The sequence below is a fragment of the Chitinophaga sp. YR573 genome, assembly GCF_900110995.1.
Classification (GTDB): domain Bacteria; phylum Bacteroidota; class Bacteroidia; order Chitinophagales; family Chitinophagaceae; genus Chitinophaga.
This window is the reverse complement of the sequence record NZ_FOJF01000001.1, coordinates 5,928-31,472: the sequence shown is the minus strand read 5'-3', so window position 1 is coordinate 31,472 and position 25,545 is coordinate 5,928. Positions and strand designations below refer to the sequence as shown.

The window sequence follows — 25,545 nt, the reverse complement described above, 5'->3', positions numbered from 1 at the left end:
TATGAAAGCATTAGTATATCATGGGCCCGGTAATAAGTCATTCGAAGAAAAGCCCAAACCGGAGATTAAAGCTCCTACAGATGCCATTGTAAAAATACTCAAGACAACGATTTGTGGAACGGACCTTCATATTCTCAAGGGTGATGTACCTGAAGTGACTGATGGCCGCATTCTTGGACACGAGGGGGTAGGTGTCATAGAAGCAACCGGGAGTAATGTAGCTAATTTCAAAATAGGGGACCATGTGCTGATATCCTGTATCACTTCCTGCGGAAAGTGTGAATATTGCCGTAAAGGGATGTATTCCCATTGTGAAAACGGTGGCTGGATACTGGGACACCTGATAGATGGCACACAGGCAGAATACGTCAGAATCCCCTATGCAGACACCAGCCTTTATCATATACCTGAAGGAGCAAATGAGGAAGCGCTCGTAATGCTAAGCGATATACTCCCTACCGGTTATGAATGCGGAGTGTTGAACGGACAGATAAAACCAGGGGATACCGTTGCCATTGTAGGAGCAGGACCAATAGGACTGGCCAGCCTCCTGACTGCACAATTCTATTCACCGGCTGCTATTATAATGATAGATCTGGATAACAACCGGCTGCAGGTAGCTAAAAGATTCGGGGCAACACATACGATTAACAGTACGGGACAAAATATCATTGAAGAAGTTATGGCCATTACAGGTAACAGGGGGGTAGATACCGCTATTGAAGCGGTGGGTATTCCCGCTACGTTCGAAGTATGTCAGGCAATTATTGCACCTGGCGGCCATATCGCCAATGTAGGCGTACATGGGAAATCTGTCAGCCTGCATTTGGAAAGCCTGTGGTCAAAGAACGTCACGATAACCACAAGATTGGTGGATACCGTTACAACACCACTGCTGCTAAAGACGGTTATGTCTAAAAAACTGGATCCCTTGCTATTGATTACACACAGATTCAGGTTAACAGAGATATTACAGGCATATGAGACTTTTGCACATGCGGAAAAAGAGAAGTCATTGAAAGTAATTTTATCCAATGACACCGCATGAGATACATTTTATTATAAAAAAATGATTCGATCGTTAAAACAGTTTATTTACCAATATCCTCATTCCAAAGATCCGGATGTTTCAGAATGAACTGTTGCATCATCTCAATACATTCCCTGTTATTTTCTACGATCACTTCCAGATTGTTTGCTTTAAGCAGACTTTCTGAGCCCATGAATGTTTGATTTTCACCGATCACGATCTTTGGGATACCATATAGCAATATGGCGCCAGAACACATAGGGCAGGGGGATAATGTTGTATATAATATACAGTCCTTGTAAGTAGCGGCTGTAAGCCTGCCTGCATTTTCGAGCGCGTCCATTTCCGCATGAAGGATAACACTATTTTTTTGTACCCTTCGATTATGCCCGCGCCCAATAATATTGTTCTTATGTACCAGTACAGATCCTATAGGAATACCACCTTCATCAAGACCCTTTAATGCCTCTTCTATGGCGGCCATCATAAAATTACTCATAACATTAAACTTTAGTTTAGAATAACAGGAAAATATAGTACAACCTTTTATTGTGACCCTAATGGTGGCAAGGCCGATTTCTTTTCAATTAACCAGTGATGCCCAAAGGGGTCTTTTACTGTACCCTGCCGGTAGCCATATTCATAATCCCTTACGGGATTTAGTACAGTACCACCAGCGGCTTCCGCTTTTGCAGCAACTGCATCCGGATCAGGAACCAATAACCCCATGACAACTGTAGTACCTTCCACTGTTTCAGGACTGAGATTGTTATCTCTGCCTACTTCTTCATGCATGCGGAATAATGCAGTTCCAATGGTCATTTCTGCAACATGTATACTACCGTCCGGATTACTCACATGCCATTGTTCAATGGCATCAAATGCATTTTTGTAAAAGTCAATAGCGCTGGCCAGGTCTTTGAGATATAACATGGGTGCTAAAATAATAGTATGATTTTCCATAACGTTGCCCCATTTTAATTTGAATAAGGATCACTATGTGAATGTAATATAATAGATTCAAAGAAGGATTCTAAACCGGCCGTCTGATAGCATTTTATATAAAGCTTGAGGTCAATCATAAATCGTAAAATCATTAACTTGTAGTTAACTGTTTTTCTGATACAAAAAGGCGATTTTTGATTTAATTCTAACCAATTTTCTTACCCTCAAAAAAAAAATCATGCCGTATTCACCTCTATTAATAAAACCCTTTAGGGAAGAATTGACAAGCTTAGGTGTTCAGGAACTACTGAAGCCCGAAGATGTCGATACTATAATGAAAATGTCAGGTACTACTTTAATAGTAATCAATAGTGTTTGTGGTTGTGCTGCCGGTATGGCTCGCCCGGGAGTCAGGATTGCGTTGGAGCAGGAAAAAAAACCTGATAGGATTGCCACTATATTTGCAGGGCAGGATTTAGAGGCAACAGCCCGATTTCGTTCACACATAGCAGATATTCCACCGTCATCTCCTTCCATTGCCCTTTTTAAAGATAATGAGTTGGTTTACTTTATCCCCAAGCACAGAATAGAAGGGCGTGATGCACGTGCGCTTGCAGCTGATTTAGTTTCCATATTTGAGGAATATTGTTAAATCCTGGCATATAGTAAAATTATTTATTATACAAATTGCCCCTTGTTCTTTTCCGTTGGATAAAGAACAAGGGTATTTTATATTGTTACACAGAGTGCCTTTGATCGCTATATTCAGTTGTTGCTGTCTTAAGTAAAGTCCTTACAGGGAATCGTACCCGAAGAAGTATGCTTCGTCTTCGAACTTATTTGAGGAGGCCGTGAATTTTTTTTTGAGAAATAGTTTAATGTTTTTATATTACAGAACGTTAACCGTAATTTGTTCGTCTTTTTTGAGAAAATTAATACAAAATTTACAGCCAGAGAATCTCGGGTTAACCTAATAAAACCTAATATGGGACGAAGTTCAACAAAAATTCAACTGCTACATGAGGGAGGCTAGTTGTAGCGATAGCTATACCATTGAATATCCCGGCCCTCGAAATGTTGCCACAATCATATTTAATCTACGCTGTTATTTTCTAACGTTAATTTGGGAAAGATAAATAATCTATGTCAACCCGGTTGACCCGCAAGGAGCACCTATTCATGAAATTTTACTATTAAATAACCCTTGAATGAACAGTTTTCCTCCCGGATGGTATGTCGTTTATACCAGGCCACGATATGAGCGGAAAGTGGCCACGACCCTTGACCTTAAGAGTATCACATCTTTTTTACCGATGAATTGTACACTACGTATTTGGGGCGGAAAAAAAAGATATGTTGAAGTTCCAATGTTCCCTTCTTATCTCTTTGTTTTCCTGGATGATGTAATGAAGTATTATGAAGTCATGAAAGTAGAAGGCTTCCTTTATTACGTGAAGTTTGGGAAACAAATAGCAAAGGTCAATGAAGCAGTAGTGAATAACATACGCCTTATTGAACGTCAGCGTACAACTTATGAGATAACCGACGAACAGTTCTCACCTGGTCGTCAGGTCACCATCACTCATGGGGCATTAAAGGACCTGGCCGCAGAAGTAATCGGAATAAAAGGGAAAGAAAAGATATTGATCAGAGTGAATTTATTGAAGAGAAATATCCTAGTAACACTACCACAGGAAATTGTTGCCTAAATGTTTGTAATGCCAATTGTCGCTCCTCGTAGATACTGCACTTTATCATTTTTACCACCGCCTTTTTTAGTACACAAAATATAGTTGCCTGAACAACACTGGTCGTTCATGGCATAGATTGCTGTGCATTCTGTAAAACGGAAGCATATAGCCAGTCGTATTTCCAATAATATTCAAGTTGAAAGTAAAATGATTGACAATATACAGCATGCATTAGCCGAAGACTTCTGGGCGCATAAGCTGAAAGAAAAAACCGTTGTTGCGGGAACCGGCTCCGACACTGTCTTTTATACCACCGGAATATCCTTCCGGGATGTGGATATAACGTATTTCAGCAAAATCACTGCTGGTAAATACTTATCAGAATATACCGTCGCCCTGGCGATATACGCACTGTTGTTGAAGCGATATTTTCCATATAACAATACGACAGTATTTTCTGTGGATCATTTCGAAAGAAACGGACATTACACCAGTAATTCAGTATTGTTCGATCTCCCCGTAGAAAGAGATCTCACATTGAAACAATTCCTGCAGAATGTTAAAACAGAAGTACAACAGGTTTATAACTACATCATTTACGATCCGGCCTCACTGGAGAAACGTCTGGACGGACGCAGGTTCGAAGATGTTACACCTTTTGGATTTCTCTATACTGCAGCCAGGGAGTACAATACAATGAAAAGTAACTTCCAGTTACATCTCGACAAAAATGAGGATGGTGTATTCACTGCAAGCATAACATTTGCAGCTGGATTTACAGAGAAACTGGTAGCAGAACATTTTCTTGAAAATTGGCGAAACTGCATATGCAACCTGGAAGCACATACGAACATCCCGGTAAATACGATCCCTCTGTTGTCACCGCAGGAACGTAACCAGATCATATATGACTTCAATGACACAAAACGCATTTTTCCGGTAGACCGTACGATCAAAGACATGTTTGAAGCACGCGTAGTGGCAGACCCTTATGCCGTTGCTCTGGTATACGAAAACAACACCATGAGCTACGACATGTTGAACAGGGAAGCCAACAGACTTGCAAACTATATACTCTCTCATCATACCATCCGGCCGGATGAGGTGATCGGTATATTGCTGCCAAAGTCGGACCGCGCATTGATCGCCATACTGGCTGTATTGAAGATGGGTGCAGCCTGGCTGCCAATTGACCCGCAATACCCTGAAGACAGGATACAATACATCATTCGTAACAGCTCACTGAATATACTGATTGGCGAATACCCGGAAACAAATGTAACGATCATCAATCCCGATAGGCAGACTATATCGGAGCAACCGGATACTAATCCCGGCATACAGGTTGCCCCGGACCAACTGGCTTACGTAATCTATACATCCGGTTCCACAGGACATCCGAAAGGAGTGATGGTAGCACATCACAGCAGTGTGAACATGTCTGTCGACCAGATCAGGATATTTAACATTACAAATCAGGATAAAGTAGTTTGGTTTGCTTCCATATCATTCGATGCCACAGTATCAGAGATCATGATGGCCTTATACAGTGGTGCAACACTACTGATCCCGGGTGATCAGGTGTTGAAAGATAGAAAAGCGTTTGCGGATTTTATCAGTACTAATAAAGCCACGGTGGTGACTTTACCCCCGAGTTACCTGGATCTGCTGGATAACACGGATCTCGCAGGTATCAGGTGCATCATATCCGCCGGTGAGGCAGCACACACAGCACGTGCCGTTCAATTGTCGGAAAGAATGGAATATTACAATGCCTATGGCCCCACTGAGTGTGCCGTTTGTGTATCCACCTACCGGGTGACTCCGGACGATGCTAACCGTATCGCCATCCCGATTGGCAAACCCATAGCCAACCTGGCGGTATATATACTGGATGATGACCTGCAACCTGTTCCTGTTGGAGTAGAAGGCCGGCTTTTTGTAAGCGGGATTGGTGTGGCCAAAGGATATCTTAACAACCCGGAACTGACTGCGCAGAAATTTGTACCGGATGTTTTCAGTATAGGAGATCCTATGTACGATACCGGCGATATTGCCAAATGGCTCCCGGATGGTAACATCGGATTCATCGGAAGAAAAGATGAACAGGTAAAGATCAGGGGGTACCGCATAGAACCGGGTGAAATAGAACAGGCCATGCTCGCATTGCCAATAGATATTTTGCAGACGGCAGTGGCAGTGAAGGAAATGAATAAAGAGAAAATACTCGTCGCTTATTATGTCAGCAGCGGAAATATCAACAAAGTACAGATACGGGAAGAACTCTCGAAAGTGCTGCCTGCCCATATGCTGCCTTCATTTTTTGTCCGGCTCAGCAAACTCCCTGTTACCCCGAACGGAAAAGTTGACAGAAAGGTGCTGCCCGATGTAGGACAGGAGGATGCGATCAGACGATTGTATGTATCACCACGCAACAGCCTGGAACAACAACTGGTCAGCATATGGCAGAACATACTGGGTGTCACGGACATCGGTATTACTGACGACTTTTTCGACCTGGGAGGAAATTCATTACTGATCAATCGTGTGGCCGCAACCTTAAGAAATGATCTGAACGCAGACGTTCCTGTAAAAGAATTGTTCGCCAGGACAACTATCGCCGACCTGGCGAAATTTATAAGCGAACGGGATAGTAGTATGGCTGTCTTCAGCATTACAAAAAAAGAAAGACCGGAACTGATCCCCGTATCATTCTCTCAGGAACGCCTATGGCTCATAGACCAGATAGAAGGTAGCTTACATTATCATTTGCCGGTCGTAGTACGGTTACAGGGTCCGTTCGAACCAGTATTACTGGAGCAGGCATTTTTAGCAGTAATCAACCGGCATGAAGTATTGCGTTCCGGCATCAGACAAAAAGAGGATAAAGTATATCAGTACATAACGCAGCCTGGATGGTTGAACTTACAGGTAACAGAAGAATATACGGGATCCGTACAGGATTTTATCACGGCCATATCACAACAGCCATTTGACCTCTCCTCAGGGGCATTGTTGCGTGCCTGCTTAATAAAACAGGCTCCCTCAGCATATTTGCTCGTGCTTGTAATGCATCACATTATTGCTGATGGTTGGTCAATGCCGATACTGGTAAAAGAACTGATGGAACTATATCAGGCGGCAAAAGAGGGACGCCCGCCTGCATTGCCTGAACTAAAAATTCAGTATGCCGATTATGCCATATGGCAACGTGAATATATCACCGGAGCGGTACTGGAATCTAAACTGAGGTATTGGGAAGAACGCCTGCAAGACCTCGTCCCATTAGAAGTTCCCACTGACTTCCCAAGACCTGCAATCAGAAGCACCCGTGGTAAAGAGTATACTTTTAAAACAGCTATCGGACTTACCCGTGAACTGAAGGATTTGTCCAGGCAGGAAGGGGTTACTTTGTTCATGTTGCTGCTGGGTGTATTCAAACTACTCTTATACAAATACACCGGACAACAGGATATCAGTGTAGGAACACCGGTAGCTAACAGAGGACAAAAAGAGATAGAGCCACTCATAGGTTTTTTTGTAAATACACTGGTATTAAGAAGTGATCTGGGTGGAGATCCCTCATTCACAGAACTACTCGCCCGGATAAAACAAACAGCATTGGATGCATATGCGCATCAGGATGTCCCTTTTGAAAAGGTGGTGGACAGGGTCGAAAAGGAAAGAAGATTGAATCAAACACCCCTGTTTCAGGTACTCTTTGCACTCCAGAACAACGAGAATATTACTGCAACGCAGATCGGTGAAGTCGACTTTGCCGTAGAACATTATGAACAACAGTTTGCCCGGTTCGACCTCAGTGTCAACATTACAGAACAGGCAAGTGGGCTACAGATACATATACAGTACTGTAGTGATCTCTTCCTGCCACAAACCATCATATCCCTGGCATCTCATTTTGAAAAACTACTGGCAGCAGTAGTGGTAACTCCGGAAAAGAAAATAAGCCAGTTATCTATGTTGTCAGCTGAGGAAGAACGATGGCTGTTAAACACAGGTAATCGTAGTACAGTTAATTATCCCCGCGATAAACACTTTACAGCGATTTTTGACGAACAGGTACAACGTACACCAGACGCCATTGCAATTATCTTTGAAGGAAAGAGCATTACTTTCTATGAATTACAACAGTGCTCGGATCAACTCGCGGGCTACCTGCATTCCGTGGGCGTCTCACAAGGAGACCTGGTATTGTTATGCCTCGATGGAGGTCTGGAACATACCATCACAGGTATACTCGGTATATTGAAAGCAGGTGCGGCATACGTACCTGTTGATCCTGATTATCCGAAGGAAAGGATCAGTTATCTGCTAAAAGATACAAAAGCACTCGTTGCCGTTACTAACAAAGCCTGTCAGGTGCTGAAGGGCTTCGATACACTCTGCCTCGTAGAGATTGATACAGACGATGATTGGAGCGCATTCCATAAACCTGTCTTATCACAGTCGCCTGAAGATCTGATGTATGTCATATATACCTCAGGCTCTACCGGCCAGCCGAAAGGTGTACTTATCTCATCCGGCAACATATTAGATTATGTATATGGTCTGTTTGCCCACACTGGTATAACAGCCTGCCGGTCATTTGGCCTGATGTCCACCATTGCTACCGATCTTGGAAATACAGTATTGTTCAGTGCTATGCTCTCCGGTGGAACACTGCATATGTTCACCAAAAATAACCTGACTTCTGCAGCCTATTTACACGGTTATTTCAGAGAAAACATTGTCGATTGTATCAAAATAGTACCGTCATTATGGAACTCACTGGGATATGAGGACAAACTACTGTTACCTGCCCGGATGATTATCTTCGGAGGAGAAGTATTAACAGGCCGGATGATGCAGGCAATACGTGCCGCCAGACCGGAATTGGAGGTCATTAACCACTATGGTCCAACGGAAACGACTATAGGCAAATTATTGTATCAGACAGAACCACAGCAGGAATATCATACCGTTCCTATCGGACAGCCATTCTCCAACAGCACTATATATATCGTCGACCGCGACGGTGCCTTGTGTCCGGTGGGTGTTAGTGGAGAGTTGCTGATAGGTGGAGAGGGAGTGGCGAAAGGATACCTCAACAGACCCGATCTTACCGCTGAAAAATTTATTGTCGATTATTTCGATCCACATAACAAGGGACGTTTATACCGTACAGGTGACCGTGTGAAAAAATTACCGGATGGCAACATCCGCTTCATTGGCAGGATAGACGACCAGGTAAAAATCCGCGGATATCGTGTAGAACCTGCTGAAATAACAGCCATACTCAACAGCTCAGGTAAAGTAAAACAGGGTATAGTAGTTGTAAAAGAGGAAAGACTGATCGCTTATATAGTGCCTGACGAAAGCTATGAAAAAGAAGTACTGCTTGACTTCCTGAGAGAGCGACTTCCAACTTACATGGTACCGGCAATAGTGATGGAAATAACAGCACTCCCGCTTACGTCTAATGGTAAAGTAGACAAGAAGGCATTGCCGGCCCCTGATTTTTCAGTGCGTACTTCCAATAGCTATGTTGCACCAGGGAATGAGACGGAACAGATACTGGCCGACATCTGGCAGGAACTCCTGCATATACCACATATAGGCATACACGATAATTTTTTTGAACTGGGAGGAGATTCAATTATTAGTATACAGGTTGTGAGCCGTGCCAACAGACACGGACTTACATTGCAACCACAACACATCTTCGAATGTCAGACCATCGCCGGACTATCATTGAAGCTGAAACAGCATTCTATACTCACTGCGGGTGAACAGGAAATCTTAAAGGGAAAAGCCGGACTGGCACCCATACAGCACCGGTTCCTGGACATTGACTACCCAGGCAGGTCACATTACAATCAGTCTCAGTTATTGACAATCCCCAAATATATATCGGCTTCCCATATAGCGACAGCAGTAAATACCCTGATCTTACATCATGACGCACTCCGCTTCTGCTACCGGTATGAAGAAGGGAACTGGAGCCAGGAATACGGGGAGCAAACAGAAATATTTTTTGAAGAGCAGTTGCAACAGACCACTCCGGACAAGCTGGAAGAATTGATCAGCAGCACTTGCCGGCACTATCAGCAAAGCCTTAATATCGAAAAAGGTATCCTGATAAAAACAGTCTTGTTGCATATGCCTGATCACGATGATCATAACCGCTTATTCATCGTTATCCACCATCTGGCAGTCGATGGCGTATCATGGCGTATCCTGCTGGAACAACTCAATAGCTTATTAAAGAATCTGGAGACATCACCTGGCAGGAAAACCAATTCTTACAGGGAATGGACCAGCGCACTCACCGTGTATGCGCAGAATCCGGTAGTAGTGGATCAACTGCCTTACTGGCAATCGGTAACAGCCGCATACAAGGCGTTGCCGGTAGATATAAAGGGTAGCGACAACCTCATAACAACAGCAGCGGAAAGACATACACATCGGGTAGAATTGAGCAGTATCCTGACCACCTCACTACTCCACGAGATACATCATGCATATGGTACAGAAATAAACGATGTGCTGTTGAGCGCACTGGCTCTCACATTACAGGAACAGATGGGGATGTCCCGTGTCGTGATCGGATTGGAAGGACATGGCAGGCAATCCATTCCTGGTATTACTGACATCACCGGTACCGTGGGTTGGTTTACCAATATCTATCCTGTGTTACTCGAAACACAGGAAAATATTACACCAACAGACCTCCTCAGCAGCATCAAAGAACAGCTCCGTAGCATTCCGCAGAAAGGTATCGGTTATGGATTGCTGAAATATCTTCATCAGGCGGATACATTGACCGGCACCCACTGGGATCTTGTTTTCAACTATCTGGGACAACTGGATAATGTCGTGTCCGGAGATGCATTGATAGGACCCGCAACTGGCAACACCGCGGATAATATCGGCGCGTCATTTCCGTTCACCGGAAAACTGGATGTAAATAGTATCGTCAGCAATGGAAGGCTACAGGTAGATTGGAACTATGCACCGGCACAGTATACGCCGGATACGATCAGCTCTCTCGCAAACGCGTTTATTGATACACTCACAACGTTGATCACTCATTGTAAGGCGTGTGAGCTAAGAACATATACACCGTCCGACTTTGGACTGGCGCCGGAAGTAGGCTATAAGGAATTATCCGCTTATCTGTCAGCCAGAACCAGGGATAAGATCACCGCAATATATCCGCTAAGTACCCTGCAACAGGGTATGTTGTTTCACCATCTGTACAGTGACAATGGCAAAGCATATAAAGAACAACTGAGACTTGACTTCCCGGAAGGATTGGATATAGTCGCTTTCAGACAAACATGGGATTATCTGCTGCAACAGCATACGATCCTGCGCAGCAGTATTGTTACAAATGTTTTCAGCATACCTGTACAGTGTGTGCATGAAATGGTGACGCTGCCGTTTGAAATAATCGACTACAGCGAATACGGTCCGGAAGAGCAGAACGCCCGTTTTGCCGGATTCCTGGAAACAGACATGCAACGCCCATTCAACATCAGTGAAGCGCCATTGATGCGGTTGACATTGGTGAAAATGGGTAACACCACTTACAAGATGGTATGGACACACCATCATATGATATCCGATGGATGGTCTAATGCAGTACTGGTAGCCGAATTTTTACAGGCATATAATGCATTTGCCAACGGGAAATTGCCGGCGGTTTCACCCGTAGATCATTATGCAGATTACCTGAGATACGTGAACAGCCTGGATAAACAGGAAGCTGCCGGATTCTGGAAATCCTATATGGACGGATTCACGGGTAATACATTTTTGCCTTTTACAGGTAATATCCCGGATCAGACACGTAATAAAACAGATGCCAATATCCAACACCGGCATCTAAGGATAAATGCTGATATGATAGGACATGCCCGCCTGTATTGTCAGCAGCAGCAGATCACCATGAACACATTGGTGCAAGGGGTTTGGGCATTGCTGTTGAACAGATACACCGGCAACATGGATGTAAACTTCGGCGTAGTTGTATCAGGCCGGCCAGCCGATTTACCCGGTGCCGAACATAAGGTGGGACTCTACATCAATAACCTGCCACTGCGCTGCCAGATAGATGAGGGAGCGAATATGAATGATTGGCTGAAACAGGTACAGAAAGAGCATAATAATGCACGGACTTACCAATATACTGGTCTAAGCGAAATAAAACGGTTGATCGGAAGCAGGGGAGACCTTTTTGATAGTATCCTGGTATTTGAGAATTACCCCGATCTGTTAGACGAATCCACAGCTCAACTGCTCAAAATAGACAATATCGCTGTAGCAGAACAGACAAACTATCTGCTGACGATCATTGCAGTTGACAGGGCAGAGGCCCTGCACTTCGATTTTAGTTATAACAGCGATCTGCTGGAACCCTGGTATGTGGACTTGATCAGCGCTCATTTTGAACGGACACTGACACAGATCGTTACGGTCCCCGGCATAAAATTGAAAGACATCGATATACTGTCCCTGGCAGAAAAGAATTTGCTGACATGGGAATTTAATAACACCGGCAGGAACTATCCGCGGCATAAAACCATTATAGATCTTTTTGAACAGCAGGTGATAAATACACCTGAAAAGATCGCAGTGCTATTTGAAGAGAATTCCCTGACTTATCACAGGTTGGATGAAAAGGCCAATGCACTTGCTCATTATTTGCAGAAACAAGGCATTAAAACAGGCGATCTCATAGCCGTATGTATGGAGAGGTCACTGGACATGATGATAACGCTGTTGGGTATCCAGAAAGCCGGTGGTGCATATGTGCCTGTCGACCCGGAATATCCGGTAGACAGGATACGGTACATCCTGGAAGATACGGCCGCAAAAATAATAATGACAGACAGGTACAGTCTGCAAAAGTTGGCATCTCTGGAGAACCAGCATTGTATTAAGATTGATGCAGGCGATCATATTATTGAACTTGAATCAACACAACAACCGTACAGGATTCTGACAGAGACAGATCCGGCGTATGTTATCTATACGTCCGGCTCAACCGGTAAACCCAAAGGCGTGATCAATGAACACGCAGGTGTTGTAAACAGACTACTGTGGGCGCAGGAGTATTTTCAGCTGAACGGGGAGGATGTGATCCTGCAAAAAACAACCTTTAGTTTCGATGTTTCTGTATGGGAACTCTTCTGGCCATTGATAGCAGGGGCCGGTATTGTATTTGCCCGTCCCGGAGGCCATCGCGATAACACTTATCTGAAGAACGTAATTGAAAAAAATCACGTCACCACCGTACACTTTGTACCTTCTATGCTGGGCGTGTTTCTCCCTGATGTCAGAAAAGGTGATTGTAGCTCCCTGAAACGTGTATTGTGTAGTGGAGAAGCCTTAAAACGGAATCATATCTCCATGTTCCATGAAAAGCTGCCGGATATACCCCTGTTTAATCTTTATGGTCCTACAGAGGCGGCTGTGGATGTCACCTGCTGGGAGGTACCGGCAAAAGCGGACAATGTATTGATAGGAAAACCAGTAGCCAATACAGCATTATACATATTAAACCCGCAAGGACAATTACAGCCGGTCGGTGTAACAGGTGAACTTTATATTGGAGGGATACAGGTTGCCCGTGGTTACCTCAACAGACCGGAACTAAGTGCAGAAAGATTCATTACTAACGCTGCAGGAACCAGACTGTATAAAACAGGAGACCTGGCTAAATGGCTGCCCGATGGTAACATAGAGTACCAGGGTAGAATTGATCAACAGGTAAAACTGAGGGGATATCGTATCGAACTGGATGAAATTATTGCCGTACTGAATGGTTACCCCGGTATCGCTACAGCCACCGTCGTTTTGAAAGAGGATGTGCAGGAAAACAAACGCCTGGTCGCATATATTGTACCTGTCGATACTTTTGACAGGCAGGCAGTAGTAGATTACCTTAAATCCCTGCTGCCCGAATACATGGTGCCGTCCGTGTTTATGACACTCCCGGCCTTACCGTTAACTTCTAATGGAAAAATTGATAACGCTGCATTGCCCGAACCGGATAATGATGGTCTGCACACAAAGGACTATGTAGCACCACGTAATGAAACAGAGTCCTTACTGGCTAATATCTGGCAGGAGTTACTCCATGTGGGGAAAGTAGGTATATATGACAACTTTTTTGAACTGGGAGGTGATTCTATTATAAGCATACAGGTCGTTAGCCGCGTTGCAAAAGAACAGCTTACACTTCGCCCGCAGGATATCTTTGAATACCAGACTATAGCAGGATTGGCACATCGGTTGTCGGACAACCGCCCGATAGCCAGTCAGGAAATACCTGAGGGAGAGGCTTTGTTGTTACCTATTCAGCAATGGTTCCTTGAAACACCTTACTCAGTACCTGCACACTTTAATCAATCTCATCTTTTAAAGATTGATAAACATATCATCGCTGAACATCTCAGTATCGCTGTGAAGGCAATAGTAGCTCATCACGATGCACTGCGTTTCCGATACCTCCTGCAAGCCGATGGAAGCTGGAAACAGGAATATGGTGCCGTCGCGGGAAAATTGCACATAGAGGACTTAAGATCTGAAGCAGCAACTACAATTACAGAGATATGTAACAAATATCAGAAAAGTATAGACCTCGCAGCTGGCGAATTAATCCGGCTGGTATTAATACAAATGCCCGGCCATTTCAATCATAACCGGTTGTTGATCGTTGTGCATCATCTGGCCGTAGATGGCGTATCATGGCGTATCCTCTTTGATCATTTGCAGACCTGCCTGTCTGCGTTACAGCAGGAAATTCCACTCCCGGTATGGACAAAAGGAAGCTCTTACAGCGACTGGGGAAAGGCATTGAAGGAACATGCTATGCGCAGTGATGTGGTATCCCGTCAATCCTATTGGAAAGCCGTGGGGGCTGCTTATACACCTTTACCTGCTGACAGTCCCGATCAACAGGGAACCTCTGCCTCTCGCATAACACATAATACAAGACTGGACAAAGATGAAACACGTTCACTGCTGCAGGAAGTTAACCAGGCTTACAATACAGAGATAAATGACGTGTTGCTGGCTGCATTAGCCCACACATTGTATTCCTTTACAGGCAGGTTACAGACAGTAGTGGCCGTAGAAGGACATGGGCGCGGAGACCTGAACGGAACAGATGTAAGTAACCTGGTAGGCTGGTGTACCAGCCTCTATCCGGTTGCGTTGAAAGCAACGGCGAATGACTCGCTGGCTGACCTGTTGTGCGAAACCAAAGAACAGTTGCGGCAGATTCCCGGTAAAAGACTGGAGTATGGACTTCTCCGCTATTTGCACCCGGATGCAGATATCAGAAAAGCAATGGCAGATGTCAGATGGGATATACTTTTTAATTACCTCGGACAGGTAGATAATATCCTGCATGATAATGCCTTGTTGTTGCCTGCTGATGAGAACACGGGAGAAAGCGTTGATGCTGCCTATCCACTACCCGCAAAACTAAGTATCAGTTGCCTCGTAAAGGATGGACAATTGCAGGTTAACTGGAGTTATGCCGCACAGCAGTTCCATAAAACAACCATTGAAAAAATTGCGGATGATTTTAATAGCTGTCTGTTAAACCTGATAGCACATACCAGACAACAGACAAACAAAATATATACACCGTTTGACTTCGGATTAGCGCCGGAAGTCGGCTTTCAGGAATTACAAACCTACCTGGCGGCGAACAGTTCCGTTACAGAGGTATACAGGCTTAGCCCGTTACAGCGGGCCATGCTCTTTCACTACCTGTATGAAGGCAGCGAATCTTACAAGGAACAGATACAGTTCGACTTGCCGGATGGAATAGATATTCCTGCATTCAAAACTGCATGGGATGTACTGTTTAAAAAACATACTGTTTTACGGAGCAGTTTTCTGGTGGATACGTTTAAAGTACCGGTACAATGTGTGCATGAAAATATCTCCTGGCCGTTTATATTACTCGATTTTAGTGCCTTGCCGGCAGAAGAACGGCAGTCCGGATTAACCGCCTTCCTGAATGAAGATTTCAAACAGGGCTTCAACCTGGAAGTGCCGCCATTGATGAGGATTACCTTGATAAAACTGAGTGATGTAGCGTATAAAATGGTGTGGACCTACTATCATATTATCCTCGATGGCTGGTCTAATGCTGTGCTGATGACAGAATTCCTGACAGCTTATGAAGCATGTCTGAAAGGACAGGCATTGTCAGAAGATCGTGAAGACAAATACAGTGATTATCTGCGTTACATGGCGCGCACAAATCAATATGAAGCTGAGCGGCATTGGAAAAACTATCTGCAGGGTGTTACCGGAAAAACATTATTGCCATTTGTGACAAATGTATCAGAACAAATGCGTAACAAGGGTGAGGGTGAAACAGCCCACCAATTCCTGCTGATACCAGGGACCCGCACTAACCTTATAAAACAATATTGCCAGCAGCAACAGATAACGGTTAATACATTTGTACAGGGCATATGGGCATTACTGTTAAGCCGTTATACCGGCCGGAACGACATCATGTATGGTGTTGTGGTATCCGGCAGGCCGGCAGAACTGGAACGCTCAGAACAACGTGTAGGCTTATATATCAATAATCTGCCTTTGCATACGGTATTGCCACATGATCAACCGGTTGCGGACTGGCTTAAAAAGATACAGAAGGAACAGACGGATATAAGACAGTTCCAGTACACCACTATCACCGAAATACAGGAATGGTTACAACAAAAGGGAGAGCTGTTTGATTCAGTAGTAGTTTTTGATAATTACCCGAAAGCTGTTTATGACGAAGGACAACACCCTCTGAAAGTGGGGAACATGCACATAGAAGAACGGCGGAATTATCTTTTAAGCTTGTCAGTGAGTATGACGGATGTGCTGGATATCGACTTTGCTTATAACAAAGTACTACTGCCTGCAGAACATGTTATCAGAATGAAAGGCCATTTCGATACTGTGATCACGCAATTGATAGCAAATGCCGGCATCCGCTTGAAAGATGTCAGCATGTTAACGTCGATAGAAGAACAACAACTACTGGAAGACTTTAATAATACAAAGACTTACTTTCCGGATGATAAGACTATCGTCGATATATTTGAAGCACAGGTAATAGCCACTCCTCATCATCCTGCACTTGTTTTTAAAGATGAAACGATCACTTACAAAGAACTGGATGAACGTGCCAACAGGCTGGCCTGGTTCCTGCGCGATACATATGGGCTTAAAGCAGATGATCTCGTAGGCATTATGATGGATCGGTCTCCCTGGGCGGTGATTGCTGTTCTGGGTATATTAAAAGCCGGAGCAGCCTATGTACCGGTAGATATTAATTACCCCGAAGATCGAAAATCCTTTATTATCCGTGATACGGGTATGAAAGCACTCCTCATGGAGTCGGTCAGTATGTTTGGCAACTTGTCATTCGATTTGCCAATGGTGTTTGTGGATATTCAGTATGATGATTTTAACATGCCGGAAGACTACCGCCGGGATTATACGATCAGCCCCGGTGATCTGGCATATGTGATCTATACTTCCGGCTCAACAGGCATACCAAAAGGAGTGATGATCGAACACACCAGTAATGTAAACATGTCCATAGACCAGATCCGGAAATTTGGTATTACAGAAAAGGATCGTGTTCTGCAGTTTGCTGCCATGTCGTTTGATGCTGCAGTATCTGAGCTTTTTATGGCCTTCTATTGCGGTGCCGCATTGGTGCTGGTGGAAGAAAGCGTGATAGCAGACAGCAACAGGTTTATAACATACATAAGGGACAGGAAGGTAACGGTAGCGACATTCCCGCCGGTATATCTCCGTACACTGGATCGTGGCAGCATGGATTTCATGCGGGTGATCATTACTGCTGGAGAATCCGCAGTAACAGCAGATGCATTGCATTATGCAGGTATAGGCGACTATTTTAATGCTTATGGACCAACAGAATGCGCTGTATGTGTATCTGTTTATAAGGTACATCCCGGTGATGCATCCGGCAGGCAGATACCTGTAGGCAGGCCGTTGTCAAATATGAGAGTGTACATAACTGATGATCATCTGAACCTCTTACCGTTGGGCGTGGAAGGAAACCTGTATGTAAGTGGTACCGGCCTGGCAAGGGGCTATCTGAACCGCCCGGACCTCACAGCAGAGAAGTTTGTTGCTGATCCCTTCAGTAGTAGTCCGGCAGAACGTTTGTATAAAACAGGAGACATTGCTTACTGGCTTCCCGATGGTAACCTGGTATTTGCAGGCAGGATAGATGATCAGGTGAAGATACGGGGGTATCGTATCGAACTGGATGAAGTAGCACTGGCGTTGAATGAATGTGATAGTGTAAATCAAGCCGCTGTAATTGCAAGGGAAGATGGCGCCGGAAATAAAAGGTTGATTGCCTATATAGTACCAAAGGATAGTTTTGATAAAGAGGAAATCATGGAGTGGATGAAGAACAAATTGCCTGACTATATGGTACCGGCATTGATCATTCCACTGACTGAATTTCCCCTTACTACCAGTGGAAAAATAGATCGAAAAAACCTCCCCGATCCCGATGTGTCAACACTTGCAAAGAATGAATTTGTGGCGCCACGTAATGAGATCGAACAACAACTGTCTGATATCTGGAAACAACTATTGCATGTAGGCAACATCGGTATACACGATAATTTCTTCGATCTGGGTGGTGACTCCATTATCAGTATACAGGTAGTGAGCAGGATAAACAGATTGGGATGGCACATCCACCCGCAGGATATCTTTGAATATCAAACCATTCAGGCGCTGGCGGCAAAAATCGAGAGAACACAGAATATCTCATCCGCTGAACAGGATATACTTTCTGGCGTAGCAAGACTACTTCCCATACAACAATGGTTCCTGGAGACGCCTTATGATGAAAAATCACATTATAATCAGTCTCAGTTGCTGAGCATTGACAAAAGTATCACGGCTGTGCAGATTGAGACAGCATTAAATGCATTGCTGGTACATCATGATGCATTGCGCTTTACTTATAATCTGGAAGACGGAAACTGGATACAAGAGTATGATAAAGGTGATGCCATCTTTGAAACGGTAGAACTTACCGAAGAAATTAACACCGTTTGTAATGCCGCACAACACTCGCTGAGGATTAGCGGGGGGCCGCTTATGAAAGTAATACTAATGCATACGTCAGATGCAGAAAAATATAACAGGCTCTTCCTGGTTATACATCATCTGGTAATAGACGGCGTGTCATGGCGCATCCTGCTGGAACACCTCCGGATACTTATAGAGGATGGAAATGCCACACCTGGAATTAAAACAAGCTCTTTCAGGCAATGGGCAGATACACTATACAACTATGCACAGGATATTGCCGTTACCAGCCAATTGCCTTTCTGGCAACAGGTAACAGCTTCGTATAGCCCCATTCAGATTGATAAACCGGAAAATGCTGACAAACAGGCGACGGCCGGTGAAAGGTCTGTACACACCGTAACATTAGACAGCACGTTGACCCGCTACCTGCTTACAGAAGCCAATAATGCATATAACACGGAAATTAATGACATGTTGTTAAGTGCATTGGTATTGACTTTACACCGGGTTTTTGGATTGGAAAAATGGGTGATAGGTATGGAGAACCACGGAAGGGAATACCTCTCACATAATATAGATCTTAGTAATACTGTGGGATGGTTTACAAACCTGTATCCCGTGCTGCTGACAATTGATACGGACAGCTCAATAGCAGACCTGCTCCGCACTGTAAAAGAACAACTCAGAACAATCCCGCAGAAAGGACTTGGATATGGCCTCCTGCGATATATGAACGCAAAAGATGAACTGGCCGGAGCTGCCTGGGATGTATTGTTTAACTATCTGGGGCAAACAGATAACATACTGGAGGATCACCCGTTTTTACATCCTGCAACAGAAAGACCAGGAGATAATATCGGTTCGTCATGGCCTTATAATACCCGGCTGGATATCAATTGTATGGTCGTAGGAGGTGAATTGACCCTGAACTGGAGCTACTCACAGCTACACTTCTTCCCAATCACCATAGAGAAGCTGGCATCTGATTTTGTCAGTAATCTTACCGGTATCATTACACATTGCTGTAATAATGGTGAAAGACAATTTACGCCCTCAGACTATGGACTGGCACCGGAAGTTGGATACCGGGAATTGTCCCGCTTCTTCGCGGTGAAGGGACGTCAGTCAATTACAGACATATACAGACTCAGCCCGTTGCAGAAAGGTATGCTGTTCCATCATCTGTACGATACAGATGGAAATGCATATGTTGAACAACTACAGGTAGAACTGCCGGGTGAATTGAATGTCCCGGCATTTAAAGCTGCCTGGGAAAACATGCTTGCACATCACACCATCCTGCGTAGCAGCTTTATAGCCGATGAACTGATGGTTCCCGTACAATGCGTACATGATAAAGTGGAACTGCCATTTGAAGTACTTGATTATACAGGATTGGCAGCAGATCAGAAACAAACAGCCCTGTATGATTTTCTGGAAGCAGATCGCCGGCGTGGCTTTGATTTTAAAGTACCGCCACTGATGCGTATAACGCTCATTCGTACCTCACCGGAGCATTATACGATGGTTTGGACGCATTATCATATTATCCTGGATGGCTGGTCAAATGCGGCACTCATAGCTACCTTCCTGAAAGTCTATGCAGCTTACGCCGTTGGTGCAGCTCCGTTACCCCGTGAGGAAGATAGATATGCTGACTATATCCGCTATATCGGAAAAATGAACATACATGAAGCCGAACAATTCTGGAAGTCATACATGTCAGGTTTTCATGAAAAAACTCTCTTGCCTTTTGTAGGTAACATCTCGGAAATAGATAGGAATAAAGGAGATGGGAAAGTAGATCACCTGTCATTGGATATAGCAGATGATCTGGCTAAGGAAATAAGACACTATTGCCAACAGGGACAAATCACGGTTAATACCCTGATACAAGGCGTGTGGGCAATCCTGTTAAGCCATTACACGGGACGGGAACAGGTATGTTTCGGTGCAGTGGTTTCCGGTAGGCCATCAGATATGGATAATGCAGAACAGAGAATAGGACTTTATATCAATAACCTGCCATTGCATATAGTGCTGGAAGCACAGCAAGAGATTACCGGTTGGCTGAGAAATATTCAGAAGGAACATACAGAGGCACGTAGATACCAGTACACAGCATTGAATGAAATACAAAGCTGGATAGGCATCAAAGGCGATCTTTTCGATAGTATTATCATCTTTGAAAATTATCCGAAAATCACCTTAACTGAAGAAGAAAAGCTGTTAAATACCGGTAAACTGGTACTAAAAGAACAGAATAACTACCTGTTCACAATAATGGTACAAGAGCAGGATGGTACACTTAAATTCGATTTCTCCTTCAATAGTACATTGCTCAACAGCTTTTATGCGGCAATGATCAGAGATCATTTTGAGCAGGTGTTGATGCAGCTTATCCATAAACCAACGGCAACCATCGCTGATATTTCATTGCTTACACCAAATGAAAGAGATCGCTTGCTGTACGGATTTAATGATACCCTCACAGATTACCCGGCAGATAGTACCGTTGTGTCACAGTTTGCGGCACAGGTACATCGCACACCATACAACACTGCCATTGTTTTTGAAGAAGAATCCCTGACTTATCAGGAACTGGATGAGAGAACTAACCAGCTGGCACATTTCCTGATCAGCAAAGGCATAGGGAAAGGAGACCTGGTGGCAATATGTATTGAAAGGTCTGCGGAAATTATGGTGGCATTACTTGGCATCCTCAAGACCGGCGCCGCGTACATTCCGATTGATCCTGTTTATCCGGTGGACCGCATCAGCTACATGCTGCTTGATGCAGATATCCGTTGTGTCCTCGTAAAAGAAAATACGAAAACAATAGTCCCGCCTGAATATAAAGATGGTATTGTTTGTCTTGACGATCAGGAAATAATGCGAAGTCTGGAAGAACAGGATAAAAGTATACCTGCTATCAGTTTGCCGCAGGAAACACTGGCATACGTCATCTATACTTCCGGATCGACCGGACGTCCAAAAGGAGTGATGATCACTCATGGAAATCTGATTAACTTTTTTGAAGGATTAGATCAGCGGTTCACAACCACTGACAGGCAGGAAACATGGCTGGCCGTTACCAGTATCAGTTTCGATATTTCCGGACTGGAACTGTTCTGGACAATCACCCGCGGAAATAAAGTGATCCTGTTGCCGGACCGCCCGGGACAGGTAAAAGAAGCAGCGGAAATGGACTTTAGCCTGTTTTATTTTGCCGCCCGGGAAGCCGTAACAACCGAAAATAAATTCCGCTTATTGCTGGAAGGGGCAAAATTTGCAGACAACAATGGATTATCCGCAGTTTGGATACCAGAACGGCATTTTCACAATTTTGGAGATCAGTTTCCAAATCCCTCTGTTGCGGCGGCGGCAGTAGCAGCCATTACCCGTAACATCAGGATCAGATCAGGAAGCGTGGTGTTACCATTGCACGACCCGATCAGGGTAGCAGAGGAATGGTCAATGGTAGACAATATATCGGAAGGTCGCGTAGAAATGTCAGTAGCTTCCGGATGGCATCCGAATGACTTTGTTTTTGCGCCGGCAGATCATCTGAACAGACATCAGCGCATGCGCGAAAAACTCAATGTCGTATGCGGGCTTTGGGAGGGAAATCCACATACACGCATTAATGGTGAAGGAAAGGAAATAGATATACAGCTCCACCCCAAGCCTGTACAGAAGACACTGCCCGTTTGGGTAACAGCTGCCGGTAGCGATGAAACCTTCCGGTATGCGGGTTCTATAGGCGCAAACGTACTTACCCACCTGCTTGGAAAAACAAAGGAAGAACTTAAAGAGAAAATAGCAGTATACAGGAAATCCCTGGAAGAACATGGATTTGATCCTGAAAAAGGTAAAGTGGCCCTCATGCTGCACACCTTCATAGGTAACGATCTTAAACAGGTGGAAGCAGTGGTGAAAGAACCATTCAAAAAATATCTCTCTCAATCACTCGACTTGCTGCGTCCGGTAGTGGATCAGGCCGGCCTTGACCTGGAAAAAGACCTGGATACAATTCTCGAAATAGGATTCCATCGCTATTTCAGTACGAGCGGACTGTTTGGTACCCCCGAAAGCTGTATGGCAGGGATTCGCGATCTGTCGGCAATTGGTGTGAACGAAATAGCTTGTCTTATAGATTTTGGAATTGATACCGATACTACACTTGCTCACCTCCCTCAGTTGAAGAAACTACAGGAACTTATTAAACAGACGACTGCTCAGCAGCAACTCATGACTGCACGCCTTGGAAAGGAATGGAGTCCGGCAGAATTAATACGCCGGCATCAGGTTACGCACATGCAATGTACTCCCTCATTTGCACAGGAATTATTGGTGACCGGCGAAGGACAACAGGCGTTACAACAATTGCAGACGTTGCTGATAGGAGGAGAGGTATTGCCGGCACCATTGGTGAAAGACCTCTTCCGCTATTATAAGAAACCGCTGTATAACATGTATGGACCTACGGAAACAACCATCTGGTCTGCTATCAAAACCGTCGTATCTCATGAAGACATAACAATAGGAACTCCTATCGCTAATACGAAGCTGTATGTGCTGAATCAAAGGAAGGAACTGATGCCCCTGGGTGTGGCAGGAGAACTCTATATCGGCGGAGATGGTGTAGCTAAAGGCTACCTGAATAGAAAGGAGTTATCTGCCGAAAGATTTATTGATAACCCTTTTATACCAGGCGAAAAGATCTATAGGACCGGAGACCTCGCTAAATGGAGACAGAATGGTGAAATGGAATGCCTGGGCCGCATAGATGACCAGGTGAAGATCAATGGTCATAGGATAGAAACAGGTGAAATCGAGACTGTGATGCATGAATGGCCCGGAATAGCACAATGTGTAGTGGCACCGAAAGAAGATCCGGATGGTAATAAACAATTGGTGGGTTACATCGTTACTGCAGGCGTAAGCATTAATAAAGAAGCGCTCAGGGATTATCTGAAAGCCAAACTACCAGCTTATATGGTACCTGCTTTTCTGATGATGCTGGAACAACTGCCATTAACTCCTAATGGAAAAGTAGATCGCCGGGCATTACCCGGAATTTCCGGAGAGTACAGCGTCGGACATCATGTAGCGCCACGAAATCCGGTAGAGGAACAACTCACGGAAATCTGGACCTCATTACTGAAAAAGGAGAAAATAAGTATATCAGATAGCTTCTTTGACCTGGGAGGAAATTCATTAAGAGGTATCCAGACCATCGCTGCTATCAGCAACGAAATGAAAATGTCGGTTTCTATTAAAGACCTGTTTGAAAATCCTACCATCGAAAAACTGGCCCTGCTGCTGGCAGAACGTGGAAGAACAGAAAAGGACCGCCTTGTACACGCACCTGTAACAACGTATTATCCGCTGACAGAGATACAGAAGGTCTTTTGGCTGGCTTCTCAGCATGCCGAAATTTCTAAAACATATAATACCACTATCGCATGGCAACTCACAGGTAGCCTCGATCCGGACAGACTACAAACTGCCTTTAAGACTTTGATCGTACGGCATGATATCCTTGGCGCCATAATAGGATATGATAAGCAGGGCGAACCGGTTTTCATTCCCGGTACAGCAGACGCCGGCTTCCGCTTCATAGACAGAAGTAATAACCCTGCCAGCCTCAGGGATGTTTTAGACCTCTATGAACAGGAGAGAGGAATCTCCTTTGATTTTGCAAAAGAAGCGTTGCTTAGATTTACACTCATCCGTAACAACGATACTGAATACTTTATCCTCTTTAATACACATCACGTTATCTCCGATCCGGTGTCTCTTCAGGTAGTGTTCAAAGAATTGATGGAATTATATGAAGACATCACAACCCTACCGGCCCCTCTATTTACATTTAAAGATTATGCATGGTCTTTGCTTCAGCAGGACAAGGAAGAAGATCGAAGGAATACCGCGTTATTCTGGAAGAACTATCTGTCAGGCAGGACTGCGCTGGTGAAATTGCCGGGATTGATACAGACGGCATCAGATAACCACAAAGCAAAAGTTGTAAGTCTGCGGATAGATGAACCACAGACATTGGAATCACTGCGTATGTACAATCGTCTGCATCAGAGTACCATGTTTGTAATGTTAATGTCGCTGGTGAAAACACTCTTATACCTGGAAACCGGGCAGGATGATATCAGCTTTGGCTGTCCGATTAACACGCGCGATCGCCAGGAACTGACAGATATGATCGGTCTTTTCCTGAATACCATCATCATAAGAACCGTAATTACACCAGATCCCGATTTCACAGATGTTTACAGAAACGTAAAAACATCTTCCGTTAATGCACTCGCTCATAGCAAATTCCCATTCCTGAAACTGGCTGCGCTGGAAAATGAAAACGGCAACGGAGAAAGAAGAGGGTTTAATGTAGGGTTTAATCTCAACCCTACACAGCTGATGGAAAATATTCATTCTGCCGGACTCGAATTCAAAGCACTTCAGGTTGAAGAACATGTAGTGAAGGCAGACTGGTGGTTTGATATAGCCGAACATGATTCTGCTGTCAGCATAAATATCTCTTACCGGAAAGACAACTTTGATGAGAAATATATGATCGGACTGGTAGAGAAATTGGGTTACCTGATTAAGTATGTCATAGCATCACCTCATGAGAAATTGAATGTAATAAAAGAACTGATAACAGCAGATATGGAAAAAGACAGGGAAGAGAAGATCAGAATGTTGAAAAGCCAAAACCTTAAAAAGCTGAAGAAGCAGCTGGATTAA

The 25,545-nt window shown here is 44.3% G+C and carries 6 protein-coding genes; 4 read left to right on the top strand and 2 right to left on the bottom strand.

Features of this window, described 5'->3' with window-relative positions:
- The first annotated feature begins 1 nt into the window (after position 1).
- The gene (locus BMW86_RS00040) at positions 2–1,048 is read left to right on the top strand and encodes a zinc-dependent alcohol dehydrogenase family protein (protein WP_089777744.1); all 1,047 of its coding nucleotides are present in this window, start codon (positions 2–4) and stop codon (positions 1,046–1,048) included.
- A gap of 43 nt (positions 1,049–1,091) precedes the next feature.
- Here BMW86_RS00040 and BMW86_RS00035 read toward each other — a convergent pair whose 3' ends face one another.
- Together BMW86_RS00035 and BMW86_RS00030 are read right to left on the bottom strand one after the other, a co-directional pair.
- Positions 1,092–1,529, bottom strand: coding sequence for a nucleoside deaminase (locus BMW86_RS00035; protein ID WP_089777742.1), 438 nt, complete (start codon positions 1,527–1,529; stop codon positions 1,092–1,094).
- Between the two features lie 47 nt (positions 1,530–1,576).
- Positions 1,577–1,993 carry a VOC family protein gene (locus BMW86_RS00030; RefSeq protein ID WP_089777740.1) on the bottom strand — a complete coding sequence of 139 codons (417 nt, stop codon included), beginning with the start codon at positions 1,991–1,993 and terminating at the stop codon, positions 1,577–1,579.
- A gap of 220 nt (positions 1,994–2,213) precedes the next feature.
- Between BMW86_RS00030 and BMW86_RS00025 the strand changes: the two genes are divergently transcribed.
- The 3 genes from BMW86_RS00025 (at position 2,214) to BMW86_RS00015 (ending at position 25,545) form a co-directional block, all read left to right on the top strand.
- Positions 2,214–2,627 (top strand): BrxA/BrxB family bacilliredoxin, encoded by a 414-nt coding sequence (locus BMW86_RS00025; RefSeq protein ID WP_089777738.1) that lies wholly within the window; start codon positions 2,214–2,216, stop codon positions 2,625–2,627.
- A gap of 556 nt (positions 2,628–3,183) precedes the next feature.
- On the top strand, positions 3,184–3,684 hold the full coding sequence (locus tag BMW86_RS00020; protein WP_089777737.1) for a transcription termination/antitermination protein NusG: 501 nt from the start codon (positions 3,184–3,186) through the stop codon (positions 3,682–3,684).
- A 189-nt stretch (positions 3,685–3,873) separates the two neighbouring features.
- On the top strand, positions 3,874–25,545 hold the full coding sequence (locus BMW86_RS00015) for a non-ribosomal peptide synthetase (protein ID WP_089777735.1): 21,672 nt from the start codon (positions 3,874–3,876) through the stop codon (positions 25,543–25,545).